Here is a 21975-nt window from a genome sequence, read left to right as displayed (position 1 = left end):
ATTGGCTCCTGAATATTTATTGAAATGGCTCTGATTGCCAGAGCCAAATGTGATTATAGTCGCCTCCATGGGCTGCCAATGCGGCCGATTTTTATCCCACCGGACAGAACATCAAGGAGATGACCGTGAAGAATGCCGACCTGCAGGCCCGCAAGAACGCCGCCACCCCGCGCGGCGTCGGCGTGATGTGCGATTTCTACGCAGCCCGCGCCGAGAACGCGGAGCTGTGGGATGTCGAAGGCCGCCGCTTCATCGATTTCGCCGCCGGCATCGCGGTGCTGAACACGGGCCACCGCCACCCGAAGATCGTCAAGGCGATCGCGGATCAACTGAACAGCTTCACGCACACCGCTTACCAGATCGTCCCGTACGCGTCGTACGTCGAGCTGGCGGAAAAGATCAACGAACGCGCGCCGGGCGACTTCCCGAAGAAGACCGCGTTCTTCACGACCGGCGCCGAAGCCGTCGAAAACGCGATCAAGATCGCGCGCGCCGCGACCGGCCGTCCGGGCGTGATCGCGTTCTCGGGCGGCTTCCACGGCCGCACGATGATGGGCATGGCGCTGACCGGCAAGGTCGCCCCGTACAAGCTGAACTTCGGCCCGTTCCCGGGCGACGTGTTCCACGCGCCGTACCCGAACGCGCTGCACGGCGTGACGACGGCCGACTCGATCAAGGCGATCGAGATGCTGTTCAAGGCCGACATCGATCCGAAGCGCGTCGCCGCGATCATCTTCGAACCGGTCCAGGGCGAAGGCGGCTTCAACCCGGCGCCGGCCGAGTTCGTGCGCGCGCTGCGCAAGATCTGTAACGAGCACGGCATCCTGCTGATCGCCGACGAAGTGCAGACTGGCTTCGCGCGTACCGGCAAGCTGTTCGCGATGCAGCACTACGACGTGCTGGCCGACCTGATCACGATGGCGAAGAGCCTCGCGGGCGGCATGCCGCTGTCGGGCGTCGTCGGCCGTGCGGACGTGATGGACGCAGCGGCTCCCGGCGGCCTCGGCGGCACCTATGCGGGCAACCCGCTGGCCGTCGCGTCGGCGCACGCGGTGCTCGAGATCATCGACGAAGAGAAGCTGTGCGAACGTGCGACGCAACTCGGCGACGTGCTGAAGGCGAAGCTGAATTCGCTGCAGGCCGACGTGCCGCAGATCGCCGACGTGCGCGGCCCGGGCGCGATGATCGCGGTCGAGTTCCTGAAGCCGGGTTCGGGCGAGCCGGACGCGGAATTCACGAAGCGCGTGCAGACGCGCGCGCTCGAGCGCGGGCTGCTGCTGCTCGTGTGCGGCGTGTACTCGAACGTCGTGCGCTTCCTGTTCCCGCTGACGATCCCGCAGGCCGTGTTCGACGAAGCGCTCGTGATCCTCGAGGAAGTGCTGAAGGAAACGGTCGGCGTGCCGGCCTGAGTTCCGGTCCACGTCAACCGAATGCGCCGCCGCCGTCGTCAGGACGGCGGCGGCCTTTTTATCCGTCATTTTCAAGGCAGGCGATTCATATGAGCACCGTTCAGGAAACCCTGGCACTGAAAGATCCGTCGCTGTTCCGCCAGCAGGCGTATGTCAACGGCGAATGGCAAGGCGCGGCGAACGGCGAGTCGTTCGAGGTCCGCAATCCGGCAACCGGCGGCCTGCTCGGCACCGTGCCGGCGATGGGCACGGCCGAGACGCGCCACGCAATCGAGGCCGCGAACGCCGCATGGCCGGCATGGCGCAAGAAGACCGCGAAGGAGCGCGCGGCGATCCTGCGCAAGTGGCACGACCTGATGATGGAAAACGCCGACGACCTCGCGCTGATCCTGACCACCGAGCAGGGCAAGTCGCTCGCCGAGGCGAAGGGCGAGATCGGCTACGCCGCATCGTTCCTCGAGTGGTTCGCGGAGGAAGGCAAGCGCGTGTACGGCGACACGATCCCGACGCCGGCGAGCGACAAGCGCATCGTCGTGACGAAGGAAGCGATCGGCGTGTGCGCGGCGATCACGCCGTGGAACTTCCCGGCGGCGATGATCACCCGCAAGGTCGGCCCGGCGCTCGCGGCAGGCTGCCCGATCGTCGTGAAACCGGCCGAGGCGACGCCGTTCTCGGCCCTCGCGATGGCCGTGCTGGCCGAACGCGCGGGCGTGCCGGCCGGCGTGTTCAGCGTCGTCACCGGCGATCCGAAGGCGATCGGCGGCGAGCTGACGTCGAACCCGATCGTGCGCAAGCTGTCGTTCACCGGCTCGACGCCGGTCGGCCGCCTGCTGATGTCGCAATGCGCGGCGACGGTCAAGAAGGTGTCGCTGGAACTCGGCGGCAACGCACCGTTCATCGTGTTCGACGACGCCGATCTCGATGCCGCCGTGCAGGGCGCGATCGCATCGAAGTACCGCAACAGCGGCCAGACGTGCGTGTGCACGAACCGCTTCTACGTGCACGAAGCCGTGTACGACCAGTTCGCGCAGAAGCTCGCGGCAGCGGTCGGCCAGCTGAAGGTCGGCCGCGGCACGGAGCCGGGCGTCACGCAGGGTCCGCTGATCAACGAAGCGGCCGTGCTGAAGGTCGAGGCGCACATCGAGGACGCGCTCGCGAAGGGCGCGACCGTCGTGACGGGCGGCAAGCGCCACGCGCTCGGCCACGGTTTCTTCGAGCCGACCGTGCTGACGGGCGTCACGCCGGCGATGAAGGTCGCGAAGGAAGAGACGTTCGGGCCGCTCGCGCCGCTGTTCAAGTTCGGCAGCGACGACGAGGTGATCCGCCTCGCGAACGACACCGAGTTCGGTCTCGCCGCGTACTTCTACAGCCGCGACATCGGCCGCGTGTGGAAGGTCGCCGAAGCGCTCGAGTACGGGATGGTCGGCGTGAACACGGGCCTGATCTCGAACGAAGTCGCGCCGTTCGGCGGCGTCAAGCAGTCGGGCCTCGGCCGTGAAGGCTCGCACTACGGCATCGACGACTACGTCGTGATCAAGTACCTCTGCCTCGCCGTCTGACGTTTCGGGGCCTGGCGCTTCGGCGACAGGCCCTGACCGCCCGGCCGGAACCGGGCGGTCACGACGCGGGCCGGTACCTCCTCTCCGCCGTGCCCGCGTCACCTTGCCGTGCGCGATGTCGGCACGCGTTCCGTGCGCGACGTCGATGCCGCATCGGCCAAACGTCATGCCGTTCGGCAATTTCGTTCAAGTCTCATTTCTCGTCCCGCTGCCAGCCGCTAGATTGAGCGTTCCACCTCGATCCGGTTTGCCTGCGCATGAGCAGTTCTTCCGTCCGCCCGACCTGCGTATCCCCCGCGCACCGCGCCCTCGTCGCGCGTCCTCGCACCCGTCCCGGCATCGCGCCCCGCACGAAGGGAGTCCGCACATGAGCGTCGGGTCAGCCGATCGTCGTACGTACCCGCCCAAGGAAAAGCGCGGCGGGCCGAGCAATCACCAGCCGTTCAATGTCGTCTATGACGGGCCCGCGCTCGGCGAGCACCGGATGGACGTGCGTGACCTCGCACCGGTGCTGCTCGCGATCGCCGACCTGTTCTCGTCCGCCAACAAGGAACTCAATGGCGACCACTCCGAGGTTCGTCTCGAGGTCAGGGGCGGCTTCAAGGCCGGCTCATTCCATGCAGAGCTGATCTTCGTCCAGTCGCTCGCGAGCCAGATCCGCGACCTGTTCGCCGGGCCGAACGCCAATGCGTTCAGCAACGCACTGGCAATCCTCACCGCATTGGGGATCATCGGTGGCGGCGGGCTGATCGGCCTCATTCGCACGCTGCGCGGGCGCAAACCGCATCGCACCGAGCCGGACGGAGCGCATGTCAGGATCTGGATGTCGGAGCAGGAATGCTTCGTCGTCGATGAACCCATCGTCCGGCTGTATCGGAACCGGGCCGTTCGCGTCAACCTGCAGAAAATGCTCTCGCCGCTCGAACATGACGGCATCGACAGCTTCGGCATCGTCCGCGACGACATCGTCGAACTCTCGATCGAACGCGACGAACTCGGTACGTTCGCGAGTAGCGACGATCCCGGCGAAATCGTCACCGACACGATCGCACTCAAGATGCTGAAGCTCGAATCCGTCGTGTTCAAGGACGGCAACAAATGGCGCGTGCACGACGGCACGTCCGCGTTCTATGCGTCGCTGGACGACGAACGGTTCATCGCGAAGGTCGATGCCGGCGAGCGCTTCGGAAAGGGCGACGTGCTGGTCGTCGATCTGCGCCAGACGCAGATCGTCACCGACGAAGGGCTTCGCAACGAATACCGGATCGTCAAGGTTCGCGAGCACCGTGCACCGTTGCAACCGGCGCTGATTTGATCTGCGCCTCCCCGTGGAGGTGACGCGCGGGCCGCGCGTCTCCACCGTGCCCGCGTCACCTGCCTTCCCCACCGTCAACGAAACACGTTCACCGCATCCACAAGCCGCGTCGCCTGCTGCTTCAGGCTTTCCGACGCGGCCGCGCTCTGCTCGACCAGCGCCGCGTTCTGCTGCGTGATGTTGTCCAGATGCACGACCGCCTGGTCGACCTGCGCGACCCCGGTGCTCTGCTCGGCCGTCGACGAGCTGATCTCCGCGATCAGGTCCGACACGCGCTTCACCTGCGTGACGATGTCCTCCATCGTCTTGCCCGCGCCGTCGACGATCCGGGCGCCCGATTCGACCCGCTCGACACTCGCGCCGATCAGTGTCTTGATTTCCTTCGCCGCGTTCGCGCTGCGTTGCGCGAGGGCCCGCACCTCGCCGGCGACCACCGCGAAGCCGCGCCCCTGATCGCCCGCGCGCGCCGCCTCGACCGCCGCGTTCAGCGCGAGGATGTTGGTCTGGAACGCGATGCCGTCGATCACGCCGATGATGTCGGAAATCTTGTGCGAACTCGCCGTGATGTCGCTCATCGTCGTGACGACTTCGCTCACCGCCCGTCCGCCGCGCTCGGCCGCCTCGCTCGCCGAAACCGACAGCTGGTTCGCCTGCAGCGCCGTCTCCGCGTTGCTCGATACGGTGGCCGTCATCTCGGCCATCGACGCGGCCGTCTGCTGCACGCTGGTCGACGCCTGTTCGGTGCGCGCGCTCAGGTCGTTGTTGCCTTGCGCGATCTCGTTACTCGCGCGCTGCACGTTGTGCACCTGCTCGCTGACGTCGTCGACGAGCCAGCGGAACATCAGCCCGAGCTGGTTGATCGTGCGCAGCGTCATGCCGATCTCGTCGACGCGGTTCATCGCCACGCCGGTGCGGCTCTCGCCGGTCGCGACGCGCAATGCCTGGTCGCGCAACTGAATCAGCGGACGCACGATCTGCGCGTCGAGCCACAGGCCGGCCGCCACCGCCACACCGACCGCCGCACCGGCAAACGCCGCGAGCCCGCCGCCGGTCAGCCCGCACGCCCACCCCGCGCCGACGACGGCCGGCGCCAGCACGCACAGGGTCGAATGAACGCGCGCGCGCACCGACATCGTCTGGAACAGCGACGCGACACGCATCAGCCCGGTACGGACGATCAGCCCCTTGTGGAAACGGCGATTGCCGGCCTTGCCTTCGCGGAACGCGCGATACAGCGCGTCGGCCGCCGCGATCTCGTCGCGCGACGCCTTGGTGCGCACCGACATGTAACCCGTCGGCTGCCCGTTGCGCATCACCGGCACCGTATTCGAACGGACCCAGTAATGATCGCCGTTCTTGCGACGGTTCTTCACGAGCGCGGTCCACGGTTCGCCGTTCTTCAGCGTCGCCCACATGTCGGCGAACGCCTCCTTCGGCATGTCCGGGTGCCGCACGACGTTGTGCGGCTGACCTTCGATCTCCTCGGGGGAAAATCCGCTGACCTGAATGAACGCGGCATTCGCGTACTTGATGTAACTGTCCGCGTCGGTGGTCGACATCAGCGTCGCGCCGTCGGGAAAATCGAATTCGCGTTGCGTGACAGGCTGGTTATTGCGCATGGTGTGGAGTTCCCAGGTTGCGGATCTTGGCGTCCGCTTGTGGATTGAACCGAGACCGTCCGCATCGCGGTCGTCCCGCATGCGTTCGATCAGACTCCTGCGCTTTCGGCAAATCCGGCGAAAACATTATGCCGGCTTCGGGTAAATATGCATGAATTTCGCATCATCTTGATCCAGCCGAACATTTTGTTTATATGTAAATAAAATCCAGCTTTATCAAATACTTGCGCCATCAATCATCTGACCATTCCGGCGCTTGTTCCAACGGGATTCACGAATCGATCTGGAATCGAGAATGCGAATCTCTCTCGTTTAATTCATGTAAATCGAAACGAAAATCGGGGATTTCGCCGCCTTGCCCCGATTTGCTTCGCGTTGCCTCGCAGTGGCGGGAGCGCGCCCCCGACGATCACCGAAACACGTTCACCGCGTCCACGAGCCGCGTCGCCTGCTGCTTCAGGCTTTCCGACGCCGCCGCGCTCTGCTCGACCAGCGCCGCGTTCTGCTGCGTGATGTTGTCCAGATGCACGACCGCCTGATCAACCTGCGCAACCCCGGTGCTCTGCTCGGCCGTCGACGAGCTGATTTCCGCGATCAGATCCGACACTCGCTTCACCTGCGTGACGATGTCCTCCATCGTCTTGCCCGCGCCGTCGACGATCCGGGCGCCCGATTCGACCCGCTCGACGCTCGCGCCGATCAGTGTCTTGATTTCCTTCGCCGCGTTCGCGCTGCGTTGCGCGAGCGCCCGCACCTCGCCGGCGACCACCGCGAAACCGCGCCCCTGTTCGCCCGCGCGCGCCGCCTCGACCGCCGCATTCAGCGCGAGGATGTTGGTCTGGAACGCGATGCCGTCGATCACGCCGATGATGTCGGCGATCCTGCGCGAGCTGTCGGTAATGTCGTTCATCGTCGTGACGACTTCGCTCACCGCCTGCCCGCCGCGCTCGGCCGCCTCGCTCGCGGACACGGCGAGCCGGTTCGCTTGCAGTGCGGTCTCCGCATTGCTGTCGACGGTGGCCGTCATCTCGGCCATCGACGCGGCGGTCTCCTGCACGCTCGACGCGGCCTGTTCGGTGCGCGCGCTCAGGTCGTTGTTGCCCTGGGCGATCTCGTTGCTCGCGCGTTGCACGTTGTGCACCTGCTCGCTGACGTCGTCGACGAGCCAGCGGAACATCAGCCCGAGCTGGTTGATCGTACGCAACGTCATGCCGATCTCGTCGACGCGGTTCATCCGCACGCCGCGGCGGCTTGCGCCGGTCGCGACGCGCAACGCCTGGTCGCGCAACTGAATCAGCGGACGCACGATCTGCGCGTCGAGCCACAGGCCGGCCGCCACCGCCACACCGACCGCCGCACCGGCAAACGCCGCGAGCCCGCCGCCGGTCAGCCCGCACGCCCACCCCGCGCCGACGACGGCCGGTGCCAGCACGCACAGGGTCGAATGAACGCGCGCGCGCACCGACATCGTCTGGAACAGCGACGCGACACGCATCAGCCCGGTACGGACGATCAGCCCCTTGTGGAAACGGCGATTGCCGGCCTTGCCTTCGCGGAACGCGCGGTACAGCGCGTCGGCCGCCGCGATCTCGTCGCGCGGCGCGCTGGTACGCACCGACATGTAGCCCGTCGGCTGCCCGTCGCGCATCACCGGCACCGCGTTCGCGCGCACCCAGTAGTGATCGCCGTTCCTGCGGCGGTTCTTCACGAGCGCCGTCCACGGTTCGCCGTTCTTCAGCGTCGCCCACATGTCGGCGAACGCCTCTTTCGGCATGTCCGGGTGCCGCACGACGTTGTGCGGCTCGCCGACGAGTTCGTCGGTCGAGAAGCCGCTCACATACGCGAACGTCGTATTCGCGTATGTGATGATGCTGTCCGCATCGGTGGTCGACATCAGCGTGACGTCGTCGGGAAATTCGAATTCTTGTTGGGTGACAGGCTGGTTGTTGCGCATGCAGGGCTCCGAAAGGCGGATCCGGCTGCAGGATCCGCGCAGCGCGAAAATCACGCTCAGTAGCCGAAAAACGGTTTATCGCTTTACGACGGTCTCGTCCTTGCTGTCGGCACCCTCCGGAAAAACCTTAATCCGGAAGCGCATGAAAGATCGAATTCGGTCATCTGCATGATTTCGATCAAGTCATCCGGCGATAATCACATCCGACGCTTTGCGAAAGTGAACCGATGCTTTATGGAATAACCCAGCGCAACGAGCCAATCTGCGCAGCCGTTGCGCGCAGCGAAACGACTCTGCCTGATCTGCTCCATTCGACCGGCATTTGAACTCGATGAAAAAATCCCGGCTGCAATTGAATCGGCCGCCCCGGAATACGGCACGGCCTGCGCATGACGGCGATAGACACGATCAGGCCGCGCTTTTCCGCGATCGCGACACGATGCGTGTTCCGCAAACGCACGACATGCACAACATGCGCGGCGCCGCAGCAGGCACGCGGCCGCACCCACCCAACCACACGCAACGCGCTGCACACCGGACCACCGCATGACACGCCGCACCGCCACCGAACGCGACGCACTCTCGGCACGCCTGCTCACCCGCGACGAACTGCCGCTCGTCTGGACCATCGACCGGCGCGAGATCATCCATCATCTGTACGCGCTGCGCGACGGCGAACTGCAGCTCGTCCCCGACTTCTACGACGTGCGCGGCTGGCCCGACGGCGAAGCCGAGCATTACACGCCGATCCTGCTCGACTGTCACGATCGCGGCGGCTGGTGTCTCGGCATGTTCGACGGCGCACGGCTGGTCGCGGCGGTCATCGTGGACGCCGATCCGCTCGGCCCGCGACGCGACATGCTGCAGCTGAAGTTCCTGCACGTGAGTCAGGACTGGCGCGGTTGCGGGCTCGGCGAGCATCTCTATCGCGCGGCCCGCGCGCAGGCACGGACGATGGGCGCCGCACGGCTCTACGTGTCCGCGACGCCGTCGCAGCGCACGATCGACTTCTACCTGCGCCTCGGTTTCACCGTCAGCGCATCGCCCGACCCGGCGTTGTACGCGCTCGAGCCGGAGGACATCCACCTGGAAGCGCCGACGGCCTGACGCGCGCGAACGCCACCCGCGCGCAACATTTCCGCGCGCCCGACACCGCCCGCACGGAGAACGACATTGCAGAACCCGCCGCAGCCGCCGGTCGCGCCGAAGATCCTCGTCAGCATGTGCGTGCTCGGCCACCCCGTCCGCTACAACGGCTCGGCGAGGACCGCCGCGCATGACACGCTCGCACGATGGCGGCGCGAAGGGCGCCTGGTGCCCGTGTGTCCGGAACTGGCAGGCGGATTGAGCGTGCCGCGTCCGCCCGCCGAGATCGCGGCAGGCGAATCGGGGCAACGCGTGCTGTCGGGTGCCGCGCGCATCGTCGACGTGCACGGCACCGACGTGACGGCCCCGTTCGTCGACGGCGCGCACACCGCGCTCGCGCTGGCACGCGCGCACGACTGCCGCTTCGCGATCCTGGCGGACGGAAGTCCGTCGTGCGGAAGCAGCTTCATTTACGACGGGAGTTTTGCGGGCCGGCGGCATGCCGGCGCCGGTGTGACGGCGGCGTTGCTGCGCCAGCATGGCATCGAGGTGTTCGCGGATACCGAGATCGACGCGCTCGCGGCGCGCATCGCGCGGCTATCACGAGGCTGAATGACGATGTGGCCGACACGACGATCTTCTCGTGCCGGCCACATCGTCCGGAAAGGCAGGGCTAAGCGGCGCGCATTCCGCGCGCTTCGCCGCATCGCGCGATCAGACGCGCTCGATCGCGATCGCGATACCCTGGCCGACGCCGATGCACATCGTGCACAGTGCGAAGCGGCCGTTGGTGCGATGCAGCTGGTACATCGCGGTCGTCACGAGACGCGCACCCGACGCGCCGAGCGGATGGCCGAGCGCGATCGCGCCGCCGTTCGGGTTCACGCGCGGATCGTCGTCGGCGACGCCGAGCATGCGCAGCACCGCGAGACCCTGCGACGCGAATGCCTCGTTCAGCTCGATCACGTCGAACTGATCGATCGTCATCCCGAGCCGCGCGAGCAGCTTCTGCGTGGCCGGCGCCGGGCCGATGCCCATCACGCGCGGCGCGACGCCGGCCGTCGCGATACCGAGCACGCGCGCACGCGGCGTCAGGCCGAAGCGCTTCGCGGCTTCCGCGTTCGCGAGCAGCAGCGCGGCGGCGCCGTCGTTGACGCCCGACGCGTTGCCGGCCGTCACCGAGCCGTCCGGGCGCACGACGCCCTTCAGCTTCGCGAGTGTCTCGAGCGACGTTTCGCGCGGATGCTCGTCACGCGCAAAGACGACCGGGTCGCCCTTCTTCTGCGGAATCGTGACCGGTACGATTTCCTCGGCGAGCGTGCCGTCCTGCTGCGCACGCGCGGCCTTTTGCTGGCTGCGCAGCGCGAACAGGTCCTGATCGGCGCGGCTGACGTTGTAGTCGACAGCGACGTTTTCGGCCGTCTCCGGCATCGAATCGACGCCATGCAGCTGTTTCATCAGCGGATTGACGAAGCGCCAGCCGATCGTCGTGTCGTAGATGTCGGCCTGGCGCGCGAACGCGCTGGCGGCCTTGCCCATCACGAACGGCGCGCGCGTCATGCTTTCGACGCCGCCGGCCACCATCAGCGCGGCCTCGCCCGACTTGATCGCGCGCGCGGCCACGCCGACCGCGTCCATCCCGGAACCGCACAGGCGGTTGATCGTCGAACCCGGCACGCCCTCCGGCAAACCCGCGAGCAGCGCAGACATGCGCGCGACGTTGCGGTTGTCCTCGCCGGCCTGGTTCGCGCAGCCGTAGATCACGTCGTCGATCGCCGTCCAGTCGACGTCGCGGTTGCGCTCGACGAGCGCCTTGAGCGGCACCGCGCCGAGGTCGTCGGCGCGCACGCCGGAGAGCGCGCCGCCGTAGCGGCCGATCGGGGTACGAATCGCATCACACAGAAAAGCTTCGGTCATCAGTGTCTCCGGTCTCATGCAAGCTGGGAAGTGAGTGAAACGCGCCCCTTGCTTTGCCCGCCGGGATGCGCTTAAATGTTCTATATACGAACATAAGATCGTGTATCGAACGTTCAACGCATCATAGGGAGTGCGGGGACGACCTGTCAAGCGCCCGGTCCGCGGTGCGTTTGGCGTGTCAGGCCCCATGCGCTATCTTCTCGGCTGCACGACAATCCGACCGTTCATGACAACCGAAGACATCCAGACGAAACCGGGCGACTCCTATGTGCAGTCGTTCGCGCGCGGCCTCGCGGTGATCCGCGCATTCGACGCCCAGCGCCCGGAGCAGACGCTCACCGAGGTCGCCTCGGCCACCGGGCTCACGCGCGCCGGCGCACGCCGGATCCTGCTGACGCTGCAGACGCTCGGCTACGTCGAGGCGGACGGCCGGCTGTTCCGCCTCACGCCGAAGATCCTCGAGCTCGGCTTCGCGTATCTCACGTCGATGCCGTTCTGGAATCTCGCCGATCCGGTGATGGAGCAGTTGTCCGCGCAGATCCACGAAAGCTGCTCGGCCGCCGTGCTCGACCGCACCGAGATCGTCTATGTGCTGCGCGTGCCGACCCGCAAGATCATGACGATCAACCTGTCGATCGGCAGCCGCCTGCCCGCGTACTGCACGTCGATGGGCCGCGTGCTGCTGTCCGCGCTCGACGACGCGGCGCTCGACGAAACGCTCGCGCAGAGCGGCATCCGCGCGCATACGCCGCGCACGATCACCGACATCGGCGAACTGAAGGCGACGATCGCACAGGTGCGCCAGCAAGGCTGGGCCGTGGTCGACCAGGAACTCGAAGTGGGCTTGATGTCGATCTCCGCGCCGATCCGCAACCGGCGCGGACAGGTGATCGCCGCGATGAACATCAGCGGCAACGCGCAGCGGCACACCGCGAAGCAGATGGTGAGGGAGTTTCTCGGGCCGCTGCAGCAGGCCGCGCAGACGGTGTCGGAACTGGTCGCGCGGCGCGGGTGAGCGGTGACTTCGCCCGCCGGATCGGCAACACGGTCATTCGCGCATATAAACGCGGATAGCGCAGATATAAAGACGGGCGGCATAAGCCGCCCGCTCAACCCTCAGACTCTGCTTGCAACGTCCTTCTCTCGGAACGCGGAGCTCCCTCCGCATCGCCCAATTTAAGGATGCGGCACAGCCCCGTCAATTTGACGAGAACGAAATTGCACCGCGTCGCTTCGGACAGCGGCATCCCGCATCAGTCCATCGACTCGCGCGCCGTCTCGCGCAGCATCGCGACCGCGATCAGCGACAGCACCACGCACGCGGCCACATAGCCGGCCGGCGCGAGCTTGCTGCCCGTCGTCTTCACCAGCCAGGTCGCGATCAGCTGCGCGGTGCCGCCGAAGATCGTCACCGCGAGCGCATATGCGATCGAAATGCCCGTCGCGCGTACGTGGCGCGGCAGCGATTCGCACATCAGCGCCATTTCGGAAGCCGACCCGAGCGAATAGAACAGCAGCATCAGCGCGGTCAGCGGCAGGATCACCGACAGCGTCGGATGATGGTTCATCAGCCAGAACGCCGGGAACAGCAGCAGCACCAGCACGCCGCGCCCGACGAAGATCGGCAGGCGCCGGCTGCCGAGGCGGTCCGACAGCCAGCCGAACAGCGGACACGTCACCAGCATCACGCAGCCCGACGCGACGCCGACGAACATCGACAGCTTCATCGGCAGCCCGAGCGTGTGGATCGCATAGGTCGGCATGTAGAAGGTCAGGATGTAGGTCGACACCGTGCCGCCCATCACCGTCAGCATCAGCAGCAGCACCGTGCGCGTGTGCTGCGAGAACAGTTCGCGCAGCACGCCGCGTTCGATCCCGTGGTGGTTGTCGCCGGGCGCATCGTCCGCGAGCCGGCGGCGCAAGTACATGCCCACCGGCGCGATCAGCACGCCCACGAGGAACGGCAGGCGCCAGCCCCAGCCCTCGAGCGCGTCCTTCGTCAGCGTGTTCGACAGCAGCGCCGCGAAGCCCGAACCCATCAGCGCCGCACCGCCCTGCGTCGCGAGCTGCCAGCTCGCGCGGAACGCGCGGTGCGACGTGCCGCCCTGCTCGATCAGCGTGGACGTCGCCGCGCCGAATTCGCCGCCTTGCGAGAAGCCCTGCATCAGCCGCGCGCCGACGACCAGCAGCGGCGCGGCCACGCCGACCTGCGCGTAGGTCGGCGCGATCGCGATCAGGCCGGTGCCGAGCGCCATCAGCATGATGGTCAGGTTCAGCGCGGCCTTGCGGCCCTTGCGGTCCGCATAGACGCCGAGCACGACGCTGCCGAGCGGCCGCGTGAAGAAACCGGCGGCGAACGTCGCGACCGACAGCAGCAGCGACGTGGTCGGATCGCTCGACGGGAAGAACAGCTTGCCGATCAGCACCGCGAAAAAGCCGTACACGGTGAAATCGAAGAACTCCAGCCAGTTGCCGATCACGGCCGCCGCGATCGCGCCGCGCTTCGTGACGGCCGGCGCGCCATGCGCATCGGTTGCGGCGGCGCCCGTCGACGCGGGGTGCAGTGCGAGATGGTCTTTCTGCATCGTTCGTCTCTCCTCTCAATGCGGCCGGAAGCGCCGGCCGCTCGTCGCGTGTCGCCGCCGGGGTTACTGCCCGAGGTAACGCTCCACGAGGCGCGTCCAGAACGCCGCGCCGATCGGCAGGTTGCGATCGTTGAAGTCGTACTTCGGGTTGTGCACCATGCAGCCGTCCTCGCCTTCGCCGTTGCCGAGCCGCACGAACGAGCCGGGCCGCTGCTGCAGCATGAACGCGAAATCCTCGCTGCCCATCAGCAGGTCGGCCTGCTCGACCACATGCGCGTCGCCGACCAGTTCGCGCGCGACCTGCGCGGCGAAATCCGTTTCGGCATCCGTATTGACGACGACCGGATAGCCTTCGATGTACTCGACGTGCGCGGTCGCGCCATAGCTCGCGGCCTGCGACTCGGCGAGCTCGACGATGCGGCGCTTGAGCAGCGCGCGCACGTCGGGGCTGAACGAACGCACGCTGAGTTCGAGACGCGCGCCGTTCGGGATCACGTTGTTCGCGGTGCCCGCGTGCATCGAGCCGACCGTGACGACCGCCGGCTGCGACGGGTCGACGTTGCGCGCGACGATCGTCTGCAGCGCCATCACGATGCTGGCCGCGACGACCACCGGATCGACCGTCAGGTGCGGCCGCGCCGCGTGGCCGCCGACGCCCTCGATCGAGATGATCGCCTTGTCGCCGGCCGACATGAACGGGCCGCGCCGCGTGAGGAACACGCCGGGTGCCGCGCCCGGATGGTTGTGCATGCCGAACACCGCATCGCACGGAAAGCGCTCGAACAGGCCGTCGTCGATCATCTTCTTCGCGCCGCTGTCGACGCCGTGCTCTTCCGCCGGCTGGAAATACAGGTGCACGGTGCCGGAGAAATTGCGCGTCTTCGCGAGGTGCTGCGCGGCACCGAGCAGCATCGTCGTGTGGCCGTCGTGGCCGCACGCGTGCATCTTGCCGTGCGTGCCGCTTGCATACGGCAGGCCGGTCGCCTCGAGGATCGGCAGCGCGTCCATGTCGGCGCGGATGCCGATGCTGCGCGTGCCGTCGCCCGCGCGCAGCGTGCCGACCACGCCCGTCTTGCCGACCCCGCGCGTCACCTGCCAGCCCCACTGCTCGAGCTTGTCCGCGACGAGCGCCGCCGTTTCGTGCTCCTCGTACGCGAGTTCCGGGTGGCGGTGAATGTGATGGCGGATCTCGCGCAACCCGCCGGCGGCGGGCATCAGATCCTCGATTTCGGTGAATCGGGCGTCGGTGGTCATCAAGCGGCTCCTGCTGATCGTCAGCGTGTCAGCCGCACGCAAACGGTGCGTGCGGGAAAGCGAGCCACTATAGCGAGCCGATATCGGTTCAATAAGATGCGGAATTTTTCACCGCGATAAGCTTTATTAATCAGGGTTAACGCGGGCAAAGGTCGTCGGCACGCGTTCGCCCGGCGCGATCGACACGCCCGCTATTGATTTTTGAGACGAACGGTCTATTATTCGGCCATGGATGTTCGAACCGATCCGCCGCGCCGCCGCGGCAGGCCACCGAAGCAGCACGAAGACCTCGTCGCGACACGTGACATGCTGTTGCGCACCGGGCTGGAGGTGCTCACCGAAAAGGGCTTTTCCGCCACCGGGCTCGACGAGATCCTCGGGCGCGCCGGCGTGCCGAAAGGCTCGTTCTATCACTACTTCGACAGCAAGGAGGCGTTCGGCCTCGAGCTGATCGATCGCTACGCCGAGTTCTTCGCGCGCAAGCTGGACCGTCATTTCAGCGAGACTGAAGCAACGCCGCTGGCGCGCGTGCGCGCGTTCGTCGACGATGCGCGCGACGGCATGGCCCGCTACGAATACAGCCGAGGCTGCCTGATCGGCAACCTCGGCCAGGAAATGGGCGCGCTGCCCGAGCGTTTCCGCGCGCGCCTGCGTGAGACGTTCGAGGATTGGCAGCGCCGTCTGGCCGACTGCCTGATCGCGGCACAGCAAGCCGGCGAACTGGCGGCCTCGGCCGATCCCGCCGAGCTGGCCGCGTTCTTCTGGATCGGCTGGGAAGGCGCCGTGCTGCGCGCGAAACTCGAACGCAGCGACGTGCCGCTCGCGCTGTTCGCACAGTTTTTCTTCAATGGATTGCCTCGCCGCTGAGTTTTTTTGCCATTAACTAGACGATCGGTCTAGAAAGGAGGACGGATGTTCCAGGGCATCGTGATCGACAAGGACGAGACCGGCCAGCACGCGCGGCTGCAGACGCTGGACGACGCGCAGCTGCCTGCGGGCAACGTGACGATCCGGGTCGGCTATTCGACGTTGAACTACAAGGACGGGCTCGCGATCACCGGCAAGAGCCCGGTGGTCCGCAAATTTCCGATGGTGCCGGGCATCGACCTCGTCGGCGAGGTCGAACACAGCACGCACCCGGACTACCGGGCAGGCGACCGCGTCGTGCTGAACGGCTGGGGCGTCGGCGAAACGCATTGGGGCGGCCTCGCGCAGAAGGCACGCGTCGACGGCGACTGGCTGGTGCCGCTGCCGTCCGCGTTTTCGCCGCAACAGGCGATGGCCATCGGCACGGCCGGCTACACCGCGATGCTGTGCGTGATGGCGCTGGAACGGCATGGCGTGCGCCCGGACGATGGCGAGATCGTGGTGACCGGCGCGGCCGGCGGCGTCGGCAGCGTCGCCACCGCCCTCCTCGCGCGGCTCGGGTATCGCGTCGTCGCCGTGACCGGCCGCCCGGCCGATGCCGACTATCTGCGCCAGCTCGGCGCGGTTGAGATCCTCGACCGTTCGCAGTTCGGCGCACCCGGCAAGCCGCTCGGCAAGGAACGCTGGGCCGGCGCGGTCGACGTCGCCGGCAGCCATGTGCTCGCCAACGTGTGCGCGACCACGCGCTACCGTGGCGTGGTGACGGCCTGCGGCCTGGCCGCCGGCATGGACTTCCCCGCGACCGTTGCGCCGTTCATCCTGCGCGGCGTGACGCTCGTCGGCATCGACAGCGTGATGTGCCCGCGCGCCGAGCGTCTGGAAGCATGGCGCAGGCTCGCGTCCGATCTCGACGTCGAGAAACTGGGCACCATCAGCCATCAGGTCGGCCTCGCAAATGTCATCCCGCTCGCCGAGGACCTGATCGGCGGCAAGGTGCGCGGCCGCATCGTCGTGGACGTCAACGCATGACGCCGGCGACGGCGACGGCGACGGCGACGGCGACGGCGACGGCGACGGCGACGGCGACGGCGACGGCGACGGCGACGCATCGTTTCATACCCGGCCGGTGGCGCGCGCATCGCGTTCGCCCGTGCCGCTTTATCCAGGAGACCTCATGACCGCTGCAGACCACGCGCCCGTCAGCCGCTTTCCGGTGCCCGCGCTCGAAGACCTGCCCGACGACATTCGCGAACGCATCGCGGCCGTCCAGGAAAAGTCGGGCTTCATCCCGAACGTGTTCCTCACGCTCGCGCATCGCCCGGACGAGTTTCGCGCGTTCATCGCGTATCACGACGCGCTGATGGACAAGCCGGGCAACCTCACCAAGGCCGAACGCGAAATGATCGTCGTGGCCACCAGCAGCGTGAACCAGTGCCAGTACTGCGTGATCGCGCACGGCGCGATCCTGCGCATCCGCGCGAAGGATCCGCTGATCGCCGACCAGGTCGCGACCAACTACCGCAAGGCCGACATCACCGCTCGACAGAAGGCGATGCTCGACTTCGCGATGAAGGTTTCGCAGACTGCACACCAGGTGGGCGAAGCGGACTTCGACACGCTGAAGTCGCATGGCTTCACCGAAGAGGACGCGTGGGACATCGCGGCGATTTCGGCGTTCTTCGGGATGTCGAACCGCATCGCGAACGTGACGAACATGCGGCCGAACGCGGAGTTCTACGCGCTGGGGCGCTGAGGACCGCCGGCAACGGCGATCGCCGTCGAAGACCGGGGCGTGCATGCGCCCGGTCTTCCTCGGGTCGCCGCGCGCAATTGGCGTCGGCGTCGGCGTCGGCGTCGGCGTCGGCGTCGGCATCTGCATCTGCAATCGGCAATCGGCAATCGACGACACGGCGCGACGCTCGCGCGAACCCGCGCCGCCCCGGCTCCCGCGCTTACCCGACCTGCTTCAACGCCTGCAGCCCATCCGGCAGCTTCGCGTCCGGGAACATCGTCGACAGCGTCGTATCGCGCCACCGCGCCGCCTCCTCTGCGCGCTGCGCTTCCGCCTGCTCGCACACGAACAGCGCATCGCCGCCGAGCAGCAAGCGCATCGGCACGTCGTCGCGACGCGACAGCTCGACGATCAGCGCCGCGATCCGCGCGGGATCGCCGACCTCGTGACCGCCGTACGCGCCGAGCAATTCGAGCATTTTCCCGACTGACGGCTGATAGTCGGGCAGCAGGCCGTCGACCGCACGCTTCGCCTCCGAGGCCCATTCGGTGCGCATCCCGCCCGGCTCCAGCGTGCAGACGCGCACGCCGAACGGCGCGACTTCCTTCGACAGCACGTCGCTGAACCCGCCGACCGCCCACTTCGCGGCCTGATACGCGGACAGGCCAACCGTCGCCGTGCGCCCGCCGACCGACGAAACCTGGAAGATGTGGCCCGCGCGCTGCGCGCGCATCGTCGGCAGCACCGCGCGCGTCAGGTTGACCACGCCGAACAGGTTCGTTTCGATCTGGTCGCGGAAGTCGTCGGCACCCATCTGCTCGAACGGTGCCGTATGACCGTAGCCCGCGTTGTTCACCAGCACGTCGATGCGGCCGAACGCGTCGCGGGCCGCCGCCACCGCATGCTCCGCCGCCGCCGCGTCGGTCACGTCGAGTTCCATCGGCAGCAGCCGGTCGCCGTACCGTGCTTCCAGATCCGCGAGCCGCGCGGGATCGCGCGCGCCGGCCACCAGACGATCGCCCGCCGCCAGCACCGCTTCCGCGATCGAGCGCCCCAGGCCGCGTGCGGCCCCCGTTACCAGCCAGACTTTCGACATTTTTCCACTCCTCGACAAAGTTGAAACCAAAAATGAATGATTACTCACTCATTAATATGGGCGACGAGACGATCGTTTTCGCCGCGCGTCGCCCTGCCTGAAACCGCCTTCCGTCGGTGCGGCAGCGCCCGAACCCAAGGCGCCGCCGATCACCCGTCTTCAGATTTCCGTCACGCCGATCGCCACTCACACCGCGTGCAACACGGCCCACAGCGCACGAAACCCGGCCTCGCGGTACGCATCGGCCAACGCCGGGTCGCGCGCGATCGACTCCATCGCCGTTTCCGCGATCGACGTGAACAGCGCCGCGCAGAACGCGTGCGCGTCGTCGGTCTTCAGCCCGCCCGCCGCGGCGACTTGCGCACGCAGCAACGCGCTGATCGCGCCGAAGCCTTCGGTACCGGCCGCGCGATGCGTGTCGTCGATACGGCCGCTCACGCCGAGCTGCTGCAGCGCGCGCCGCCCGTCCGGGTTCGCGACGCCCCACGACACATAGCCGTTCCACGCATGCCGCATCGCCTGTTCGGCCGGCGCGTGCTCCGGAAACCCGGTCATCATCGCGTCGCGCAGGCCGGCCTTCAGGCTCAGGTACAGCGCGTTCAGCAGCGCATCCTTGGTCTCGAAATAGGTGAACACCGTGCCTTCCGCCACGCCGGCGAGCCGCGCGATGCGCGCGGTGGTCGCGCCCGCGCCGTCCTCCGCGAGCGCGCGGGCGGCAGCGGCGAGGATGGCGTCGTGCTTGTCGGGACTGCGCGGTCGGGCCACGTTCGATTCCTTTAATGAGTGAGCGCTCAATCATAATCGCGCCAACGCAGGTCATGCAAGCCCTGTTACATACGCGGGAACCGATCCGCAATCGATCAAAAGCGTGCACTATTAGTGTTTTCACGTACTGGCGCGCCAACCCACCGGCGCCCGGCGCTCGCCGTTCGTTCCACGCTCACACCGCTTCAGACCGCGAACCACTCATGACGAATAAGCCCAACCAGACCGAAGCCGACCAACCCGTCGACATGATCATCTTCGGCGGCGGCGGCGACCTGGCCGCCCGCAAGCTGTTGCCCGCGCTGTACATGGCGCACCTGCACTGCAACCTGCCGCCGGAGACGCGCATCATCGCGGTCGGCCGCCGCGACTGGGGCATCGACGGCTACCGCAAGTTCATGGACGAGCAATCGCGCCCGTTCATCGACGACAAGGCCTTCGACGCCGACGCGTGGAGTCGTTTCCTCGACCTGTTCCAGTACGTGCTGATCGACGTGAGCGCGCCGGAAGACTACGCGCGCCTCGCCGAAGCGGCGCGCAGCGACGCGATCCGCGTGTTCTATCTGTCGACGTCGCCCGAGCTGTTCACGACGATCTGCGACAACCTGTCGGCCGCGCAGCTCGTCGATGCGCGCTCGCGCGTCGTCCTCGAAAAGCCGCTCGGCCACGATCTCGCGTCGGCGAAGGCGATCAACGATGCGGTCGGCAAGCATTTCGCGGAATCGCAGATCTACCGGATCGACCATTACCTCGGCAAGGAAACCGTGCAGAACCTGATGGTGCTGCGCTTCGGCAACCCGATCTTCGGGCCGCTGTGGCAGGCGCCGAGCATCCGCAGCGTGCAGATCACGGTGGCGGAAACGGTCGGCGTCGGCAGCCGCGCGGGCTTCTACGATCACACCGGCGCGCTGCGCGACATGGTGCAGAACCACCTGCTGCAGCTGCTGTGCATCGTCGCGATGGAGCCGCCGGTGTCGCTCGACCCGGACGCGGTGCGCGACGAGAAGCTGAAGGTGCTGCGCTCGCTGCGGCCGATGGCGCTGTCGGACGTCGCACGCGACACGGTGCGCGGCCAGTACACGGCCGGCGCGGTCGACGGCCAGCCGGTCAAGGGCTATCTCGACGAGGAGAACGTGCCGGCGGACAGCCACGCGGAGACCTTCGTCGCGCTGCGTGCGCACATCAACAACTGGCGCTGGGCGAACGTGCCGTTCTTCCTGCGCACCGGCAAGCGGCTGCAGCGCCGCCAGTCGGAAATCGTGATCGAGTTCGCCGACATGCCGTTCTCGATCATCCCGACCGGCCCGCGCCACTACAGCAACCGCCTCGTGATCCAGCTGCAGCCGGAAGAGTCGATCCAGCTGCAGATGCTCGCGAAGGAGCCGGGCAGCGGGATGAAGATGGTGCCCGTGAGCCTGAACCTCGACCTGCAGCAGGCGATTCCGGAACGGCGCGCGGAAGCGTACGAACGGCTGCTGATCGACGTGATCCGCGGGCGCCTCACGCACTTCATGCGCCGCGACGAACTCGAGGCCGCCTGGTCGTGGGTCGAGCCGATACTCAACGGCTGGAAGCAACTCGGCGACCGTCCGCGCCTGTACACCGCAGGCACGTTCGGGCCGGCGGCATCGTCGGCGCTGCTGGCGCGCGACAACATGTCGTGGTCCGAAGAGGCGTAAGAAGCTTAAGAAGCGCAGCACACGATGGCATGCCGGCGACGCGAGCGCCGTTGGCATGCCGGGTCACATCAGGGGCGCCCGCCGCACACCGCCCGCCTCCCGGCCGTAACCTTCGGCCAGAGAAAATCCGCTGAGCCGTCCTGCGCGGGAACGGCACCCGGCGGCGACGACGCAGCCGTCCCGGCTACACCGTCCCCATCCACGCCGCCTTGCGCCGCGTCGGCGCATCGCTGCCGCCGCTCCCGCCGCCCAGCACCTCGATCATGTAATCGACGAACGACGCGATCCGCGACGAAATCGCGGTATTCCGGTAATACACCGCGTTGATCGGCTGCTCGACGTCGAGCGTCTGCCGCGCGAGCACCTGCACGAGCCGCCCGGCCTCGCGATCCTGCGCGGTCATGAAATCCGACAGGCACACGACGCCCGCGCCCTCCAGCGCGAGCTGCCGCAGCGTCTCGCCGCTCGACGACCAGATAGCGGGCTCGATGCGGCTCGGCTCGCCGTCCGCGCCGAGGATCGGCCACACGTTCAGCGATTCGGGCTGGGTGAAGCCGAGCAGCGTGTGCTTGCCGAGATCCTCGACCTTGCGCGGCTGGCCGTGCGCTTCGATATAGGCGGGGCTCGCGAGGATGCGCAGCCGGCTGTTGCCGATCCGCCGGCTGTGCAAGGTCGAATCCTTGAGCCGGCCGATCCGGATCGCGACGTCGGTGCGCCGCTCGAGCAGGTCGATGATGCCTTCGTTGCTGTTCAGCTCCAGGTCGACCTTCGGGAAGCGTTCGCGGTAGCCGCGCACGAGCGGCACGATCACGTGCAGCATGAACGGCGTCGCGGCATCGACGCGCAACCGCCCCGACGGCATTTCGCGCCGCGCGAGCATCTGCTCCTCGGCGTTCTCGACCGATTCGATGATCGCGCGCGCCTCCTGCAGGAACGCGCGCCCCTCTTCGGTCAGTTCGAGCCGGCGCGTGGTCCGGCGCAGCAGCGTGGTCTTCAGCTTCTCCTCGAGCCGCGCGAGCGTGCGGCTCGTGGCCGACACGGTGAGGTCGAGCTGCTGGGCGGCGGCGGTGATCGAACCGGTGTCGACCACGGCGGCAAAGGCCTGGAGTTCGTCGAGGGTGATCTTCATTGTTGATCT

18 protein-coding genes are annotated in these 21975 nt (G+C 67.1%); 10 read left to right on the top strand and 8 right to left on the bottom strand.

Annotated features, from left to right (window positions below):
* The first annotated feature begins 125 nt into the window (after positions 1–125).
* The 3 genes from DIE04_RS04850 to DIE04_RS04840 all read left to right on the top strand — a co-directional run bounded on the left by DIE04_RS04850 (position 126) and on the right by DIE04_RS04840 (position 4283).
* Positions 126–1409: a 4-aminobutyrate--2-oxoglutarate transaminase gene (locus DIE04_RS04850; RefSeq protein ID WP_124486152.1), complete on the top strand. Its 1284-nt coding sequence runs from the start codon at positions 126–128 to the stop codon at positions 1407–1409.
* Between the two features lie 89 nt (positions 1410–1498).
* On the top strand, positions 1499–2968 hold the full coding sequence (gene gabD, locus DIE04_RS04845) for an NADP-dependent succinate-semialdehyde dehydrogenase (RefSeq protein ID WP_044845770.1): 1470 nt from the start codon (positions 1499–1501) through the stop codon (positions 2966–2968).
* Between the two features lie 166 nt (positions 2969–3134).
* A complete protein-coding gene (locus DIE04_RS04840) occupies positions 3135–4283 on the top strand; it encodes a hypothetical protein (protein WP_260426216.1) in 1149 nt (382 codons plus the stop codon).
* A 74-nt stretch (positions 4284–4357) separates the two neighbouring features.
* Here the strand turns inward: DIE04_RS04840 and DIE04_RS04835 are convergent, their stop codons facing one another.
* Together DIE04_RS04835 and DIE04_RS04830 are read right to left on the bottom strand one after the other, a co-directional pair.
* Complete coding sequence (locus DIE04_RS04835) at positions 4358–5902, bottom strand: PAS domain-containing methyl-accepting chemotaxis protein (protein WP_044845772.1); 1545 nt, start codon at positions 5900–5902, stop codon at positions 4358–4360.
* Positions 5903–6311: 409 nt separating this feature from the next.
* On the bottom strand, positions 6312–7856 hold the full coding sequence (locus tag DIE04_RS04830; protein WP_124520050.1) for a PAS domain-containing methyl-accepting chemotaxis protein: 1545 nt from the start codon (positions 7854–7856) through the stop codon (positions 6312–6314).
* A gap of 546 nt (positions 7857–8402) precedes the next feature.
* Here DIE04_RS04830 and DIE04_RS04825 point away from each other — a divergent pair.
* Together DIE04_RS04825 and DIE04_RS04820 are read left to right on the top strand one after the other, a co-directional pair.
* Entirely contained in the window at positions 8403–8963 is a 561-nt protein-coding gene (locus DIE04_RS04825) for a GNAT family N-acetyltransferase (RefSeq protein ID WP_124520052.1), read from the top strand.
* A 114-nt stretch (positions 8964–9077) separates the two neighbouring features.
* Positions 9078–9554 (top strand): DUF523 domain-containing protein, encoded by a 477-nt coding sequence (locus DIE04_RS04820; RefSeq protein WP_409333439.1) that lies wholly within the window; start codon positions 9078–9080, stop codon positions 9552–9554.
* A gap of 102 nt (positions 9555–9656) precedes the next feature.
* Here DIE04_RS04820 and pcaF read toward each other — a convergent pair whose 3' ends face one another.
* On the bottom strand, positions 9657–10859 hold the full coding sequence (gene pcaF, locus DIE04_RS04815; RefSeq protein WP_044845776.1) for a 3-oxoadipyl-CoA thiolase: 1203 nt from the start codon (positions 10857–10859) through the stop codon (positions 9657–9659).
* A gap of 226 nt (positions 10860–11085) precedes the next feature.
* On the opposite strand from pcaF, the gene DIE04_RS04810 reads away from it, so the two are divergent.
* Positions 11086–11874: an IclR family transcriptional regulator gene (locus DIE04_RS04810; protein WP_185500311.1), complete on the top strand. Its 789-nt coding sequence runs from the start codon at positions 11086–11088 to the stop codon at positions 11872–11874.
* A 238-nt stretch (positions 11875–12112) separates the two neighbouring features.
* On the opposite strand, the gene DIE04_RS04805 is transcribed toward DIE04_RS04810, so the two are convergent.
* Positions 12113–13444 carry an MFS transporter gene (locus tag DIE04_RS04805; protein WP_124520056.1) on the bottom strand — a complete coding sequence of 444 codons (1332 nt, stop codon included), beginning with the start codon at positions 13442–13444 and terminating at the stop codon, positions 12113–12115.
* Positions 13445–13507: 63 nt separating this feature from the next.
* Positions 13508–14698 (bottom strand): M20 aminoacylase family protein, encoded by a 1191-nt coding sequence (locus tag DIE04_RS04800; protein ID WP_044845779.1) that lies wholly within the window; start codon positions 14696–14698, stop codon positions 13508–13510.
* A 228-nt stretch (positions 14699–14926) separates the two neighbouring features.
* Between DIE04_RS04800 and DIE04_RS04795 the strand changes: the two genes are divergently transcribed.
* The 3 genes from DIE04_RS04795 to DIE04_RS04785 all read left to right on the top strand — a co-directional run bounded on the left by DIE04_RS04795 (position 14927) and on the right by DIE04_RS04785 (position 17318).
* A complete protein-coding gene (locus tag DIE04_RS04795) occupies positions 14927–15565 on the top strand; it encodes a TetR/AcrR family transcriptional regulator (RefSeq protein WP_124520058.1) in 639 nt (212 codons plus the stop codon).
* A gap of 45 nt (positions 15566–15610) precedes the next feature.
* Positions 15611–16594, top strand: a complete 984-nt coding sequence (locus DIE04_RS04790) for an MDR family oxidoreductase (RefSeq protein WP_124486143.1) — start codon at positions 15611–15613, stop codon at positions 16592–16594.
* A gap of 145 nt (positions 16595–16739) precedes the next feature.
* Entirely contained in the window at positions 16740–17318 is a 579-nt protein-coding gene (locus DIE04_RS04785) for a peroxidase-related enzyme (RefSeq protein WP_044845836.1), read from the top strand.
* 199 nt (positions 17319–17517) lie between these two features.
* Here DIE04_RS04785 and DIE04_RS04775 read toward each other — a convergent pair whose 3' ends face one another.
* On the bottom strand, positions 17518–18393 hold the full coding sequence (locus DIE04_RS04775; RefSeq protein WP_124486141.1) for an SDR family NAD(P)-dependent oxidoreductase: 876 nt from the start codon (positions 18391–18393) through the stop codon (positions 17518–17520).
* A 186-nt stretch (positions 18394–18579) separates the two neighbouring features.
* Complete coding sequence (locus tag DIE04_RS04770) at positions 18580–19158, bottom strand: TetR/AcrR family transcriptional regulator (RefSeq protein WP_124486140.1); 579 nt, start codon at positions 19156–19158, stop codon at positions 18580–18582.
* 203 nt (positions 19159–19361) lie between these two features.
* On the opposite strand from DIE04_RS04770, the gene zwf reads away from it, so the two are divergent.
* Entirely contained in the window at positions 19362–20837 is a 1476-nt protein-coding gene (gene zwf / locus DIE04_RS04765) for a glucose-6-phosphate dehydrogenase (protein WP_124486139.1), read from the top strand.
* Positions 20838–21021: 184 nt separating this feature from the next.
* Here zwf and DIE04_RS04760 read toward each other — a convergent pair whose 3' ends face one another.
* Positions 21022–21966, bottom strand: a complete 945-nt coding sequence (locus DIE04_RS04760; protein WP_124486138.1) for a LysR family transcriptional regulator — start codon at positions 21964–21966, stop codon at positions 21022–21024.
* Positions 21967–21975: the final 9 nt, after the last annotated feature.

It is taken from the genome of Burkholderia sp. Bp8994 (assembly GCF_003853805.1).
Classification (GTDB): Bacteria; Pseudomonadota; Gammaproteobacteria; order Burkholderiales; family Burkholderiaceae; genus Burkholderia.
Note: the sequence above shows the minus strand (reverse complement) of the source record. Positions and strands in the feature narration are given on the sequence as shown.

Bases quoted from the DNA above. Each gene is read 5' to 3' on its own strand.
- gabD (WP_044845770.1), top strand. From the start codon at position 1,499: ATGAGCACCGTTCAGGAAACCCTGGCACTGAAAGATCCGTCGCTGTTC.
- DIE04_RS04840 (WP_260426216.1), top strand. From the start codon at position 3,135: ATGCCGTTCGGCAATTTCGTTCAAGTCTCATTTCTCGTCCCGCTGCCA.
- DIE04_RS04835 (WP_044845772.1), bottom strand. From the start codon at position 5,902: ATGCGCAATAACCAGCCTGTCACGCAACGCGAATTCGATTTTCCCGAC.
- DIE04_RS04830 (WP_124520050.1), bottom strand. From the start codon at position 7,856: ATGCGCAACAACCAGCCTGTCACCCAACAAGAATTCGAATTTCCCGAC.
- DIE04_RS04825 (WP_124520052.1), top strand. From the start codon at position 8,403: ATGACACGCCGCACCGCCACCGAACGCGACGCACTCTCGGCACGCCTG.
- DIE04_RS04820 (WP_409333439.1), top strand. From the start codon at position 9,078: ATGTGCGTGCTCGGCCACCCCGTCCGCTACAACGGCTCGGCGAGGACC.
- pcaF (WP_044845776.1), bottom strand. From the start codon at position 10,859: ATGACCGAAGCTTTTCTGTGTGATGCGATTCGTACCCCGATCGGCCGC.
- DIE04_RS04810 (WP_185500311.1), top strand. From the start codon at position 11,086: ATGACAACCGAAGACATCCAGACGAAACCGGGCGACTCCTATGTGCAG.
- DIE04_RS04805 (WP_124520056.1), bottom strand. From the start codon at position 13,444: ATGCAGAAAGACCATCTCGCACTGCACCCCGCGTCGACGGGCGCCGCC.
- DIE04_RS04800 (WP_044845779.1), bottom strand. From the start codon at position 14,698: ATGACCACCGACGCCCGATTCACCGAAATCGAGGATCTGATGCCCGCC.
- DIE04_RS04795 (WP_124520058.1), top strand. From the start codon at position 14,927: ATGGATGTTCGAACCGATCCGCCGCGCCGCCGCGGCAGGCCACCGAAG.
- DIE04_RS04790 (WP_124486143.1), top strand. From the start codon at position 15,611: ATGTTCCAGGGCATCGTGATCGACAAGGACGAGACCGGCCAGCACGCG.
- DIE04_RS04785 (WP_044845836.1), top strand. From the start codon at position 16,740: ATGACCGCTGCAGACCACGCGCCCGTCAGCCGCTTTCCGGTGCCCGCG.
- DIE04_RS04775 (WP_124486141.1), bottom strand. From the start codon at position 18,393: ATGTCGAAAGTCTGGCTGGTAACGGGGGCCGCACGCGGCCTGGGGCGC.
- zwf (WP_124486139.1), top strand. From the start codon at position 19,362: ATGACGAATAAGCCCAACCAGACCGAAGCCGACCAACCCGTCGACATG.
- DIE04_RS04760 (WP_124486138.1), bottom strand. From the start codon at position 21,966: ATGAAGATCACCCTCGACGAACTCCAGGCCTTTGCCGCCGTGGTCGAC.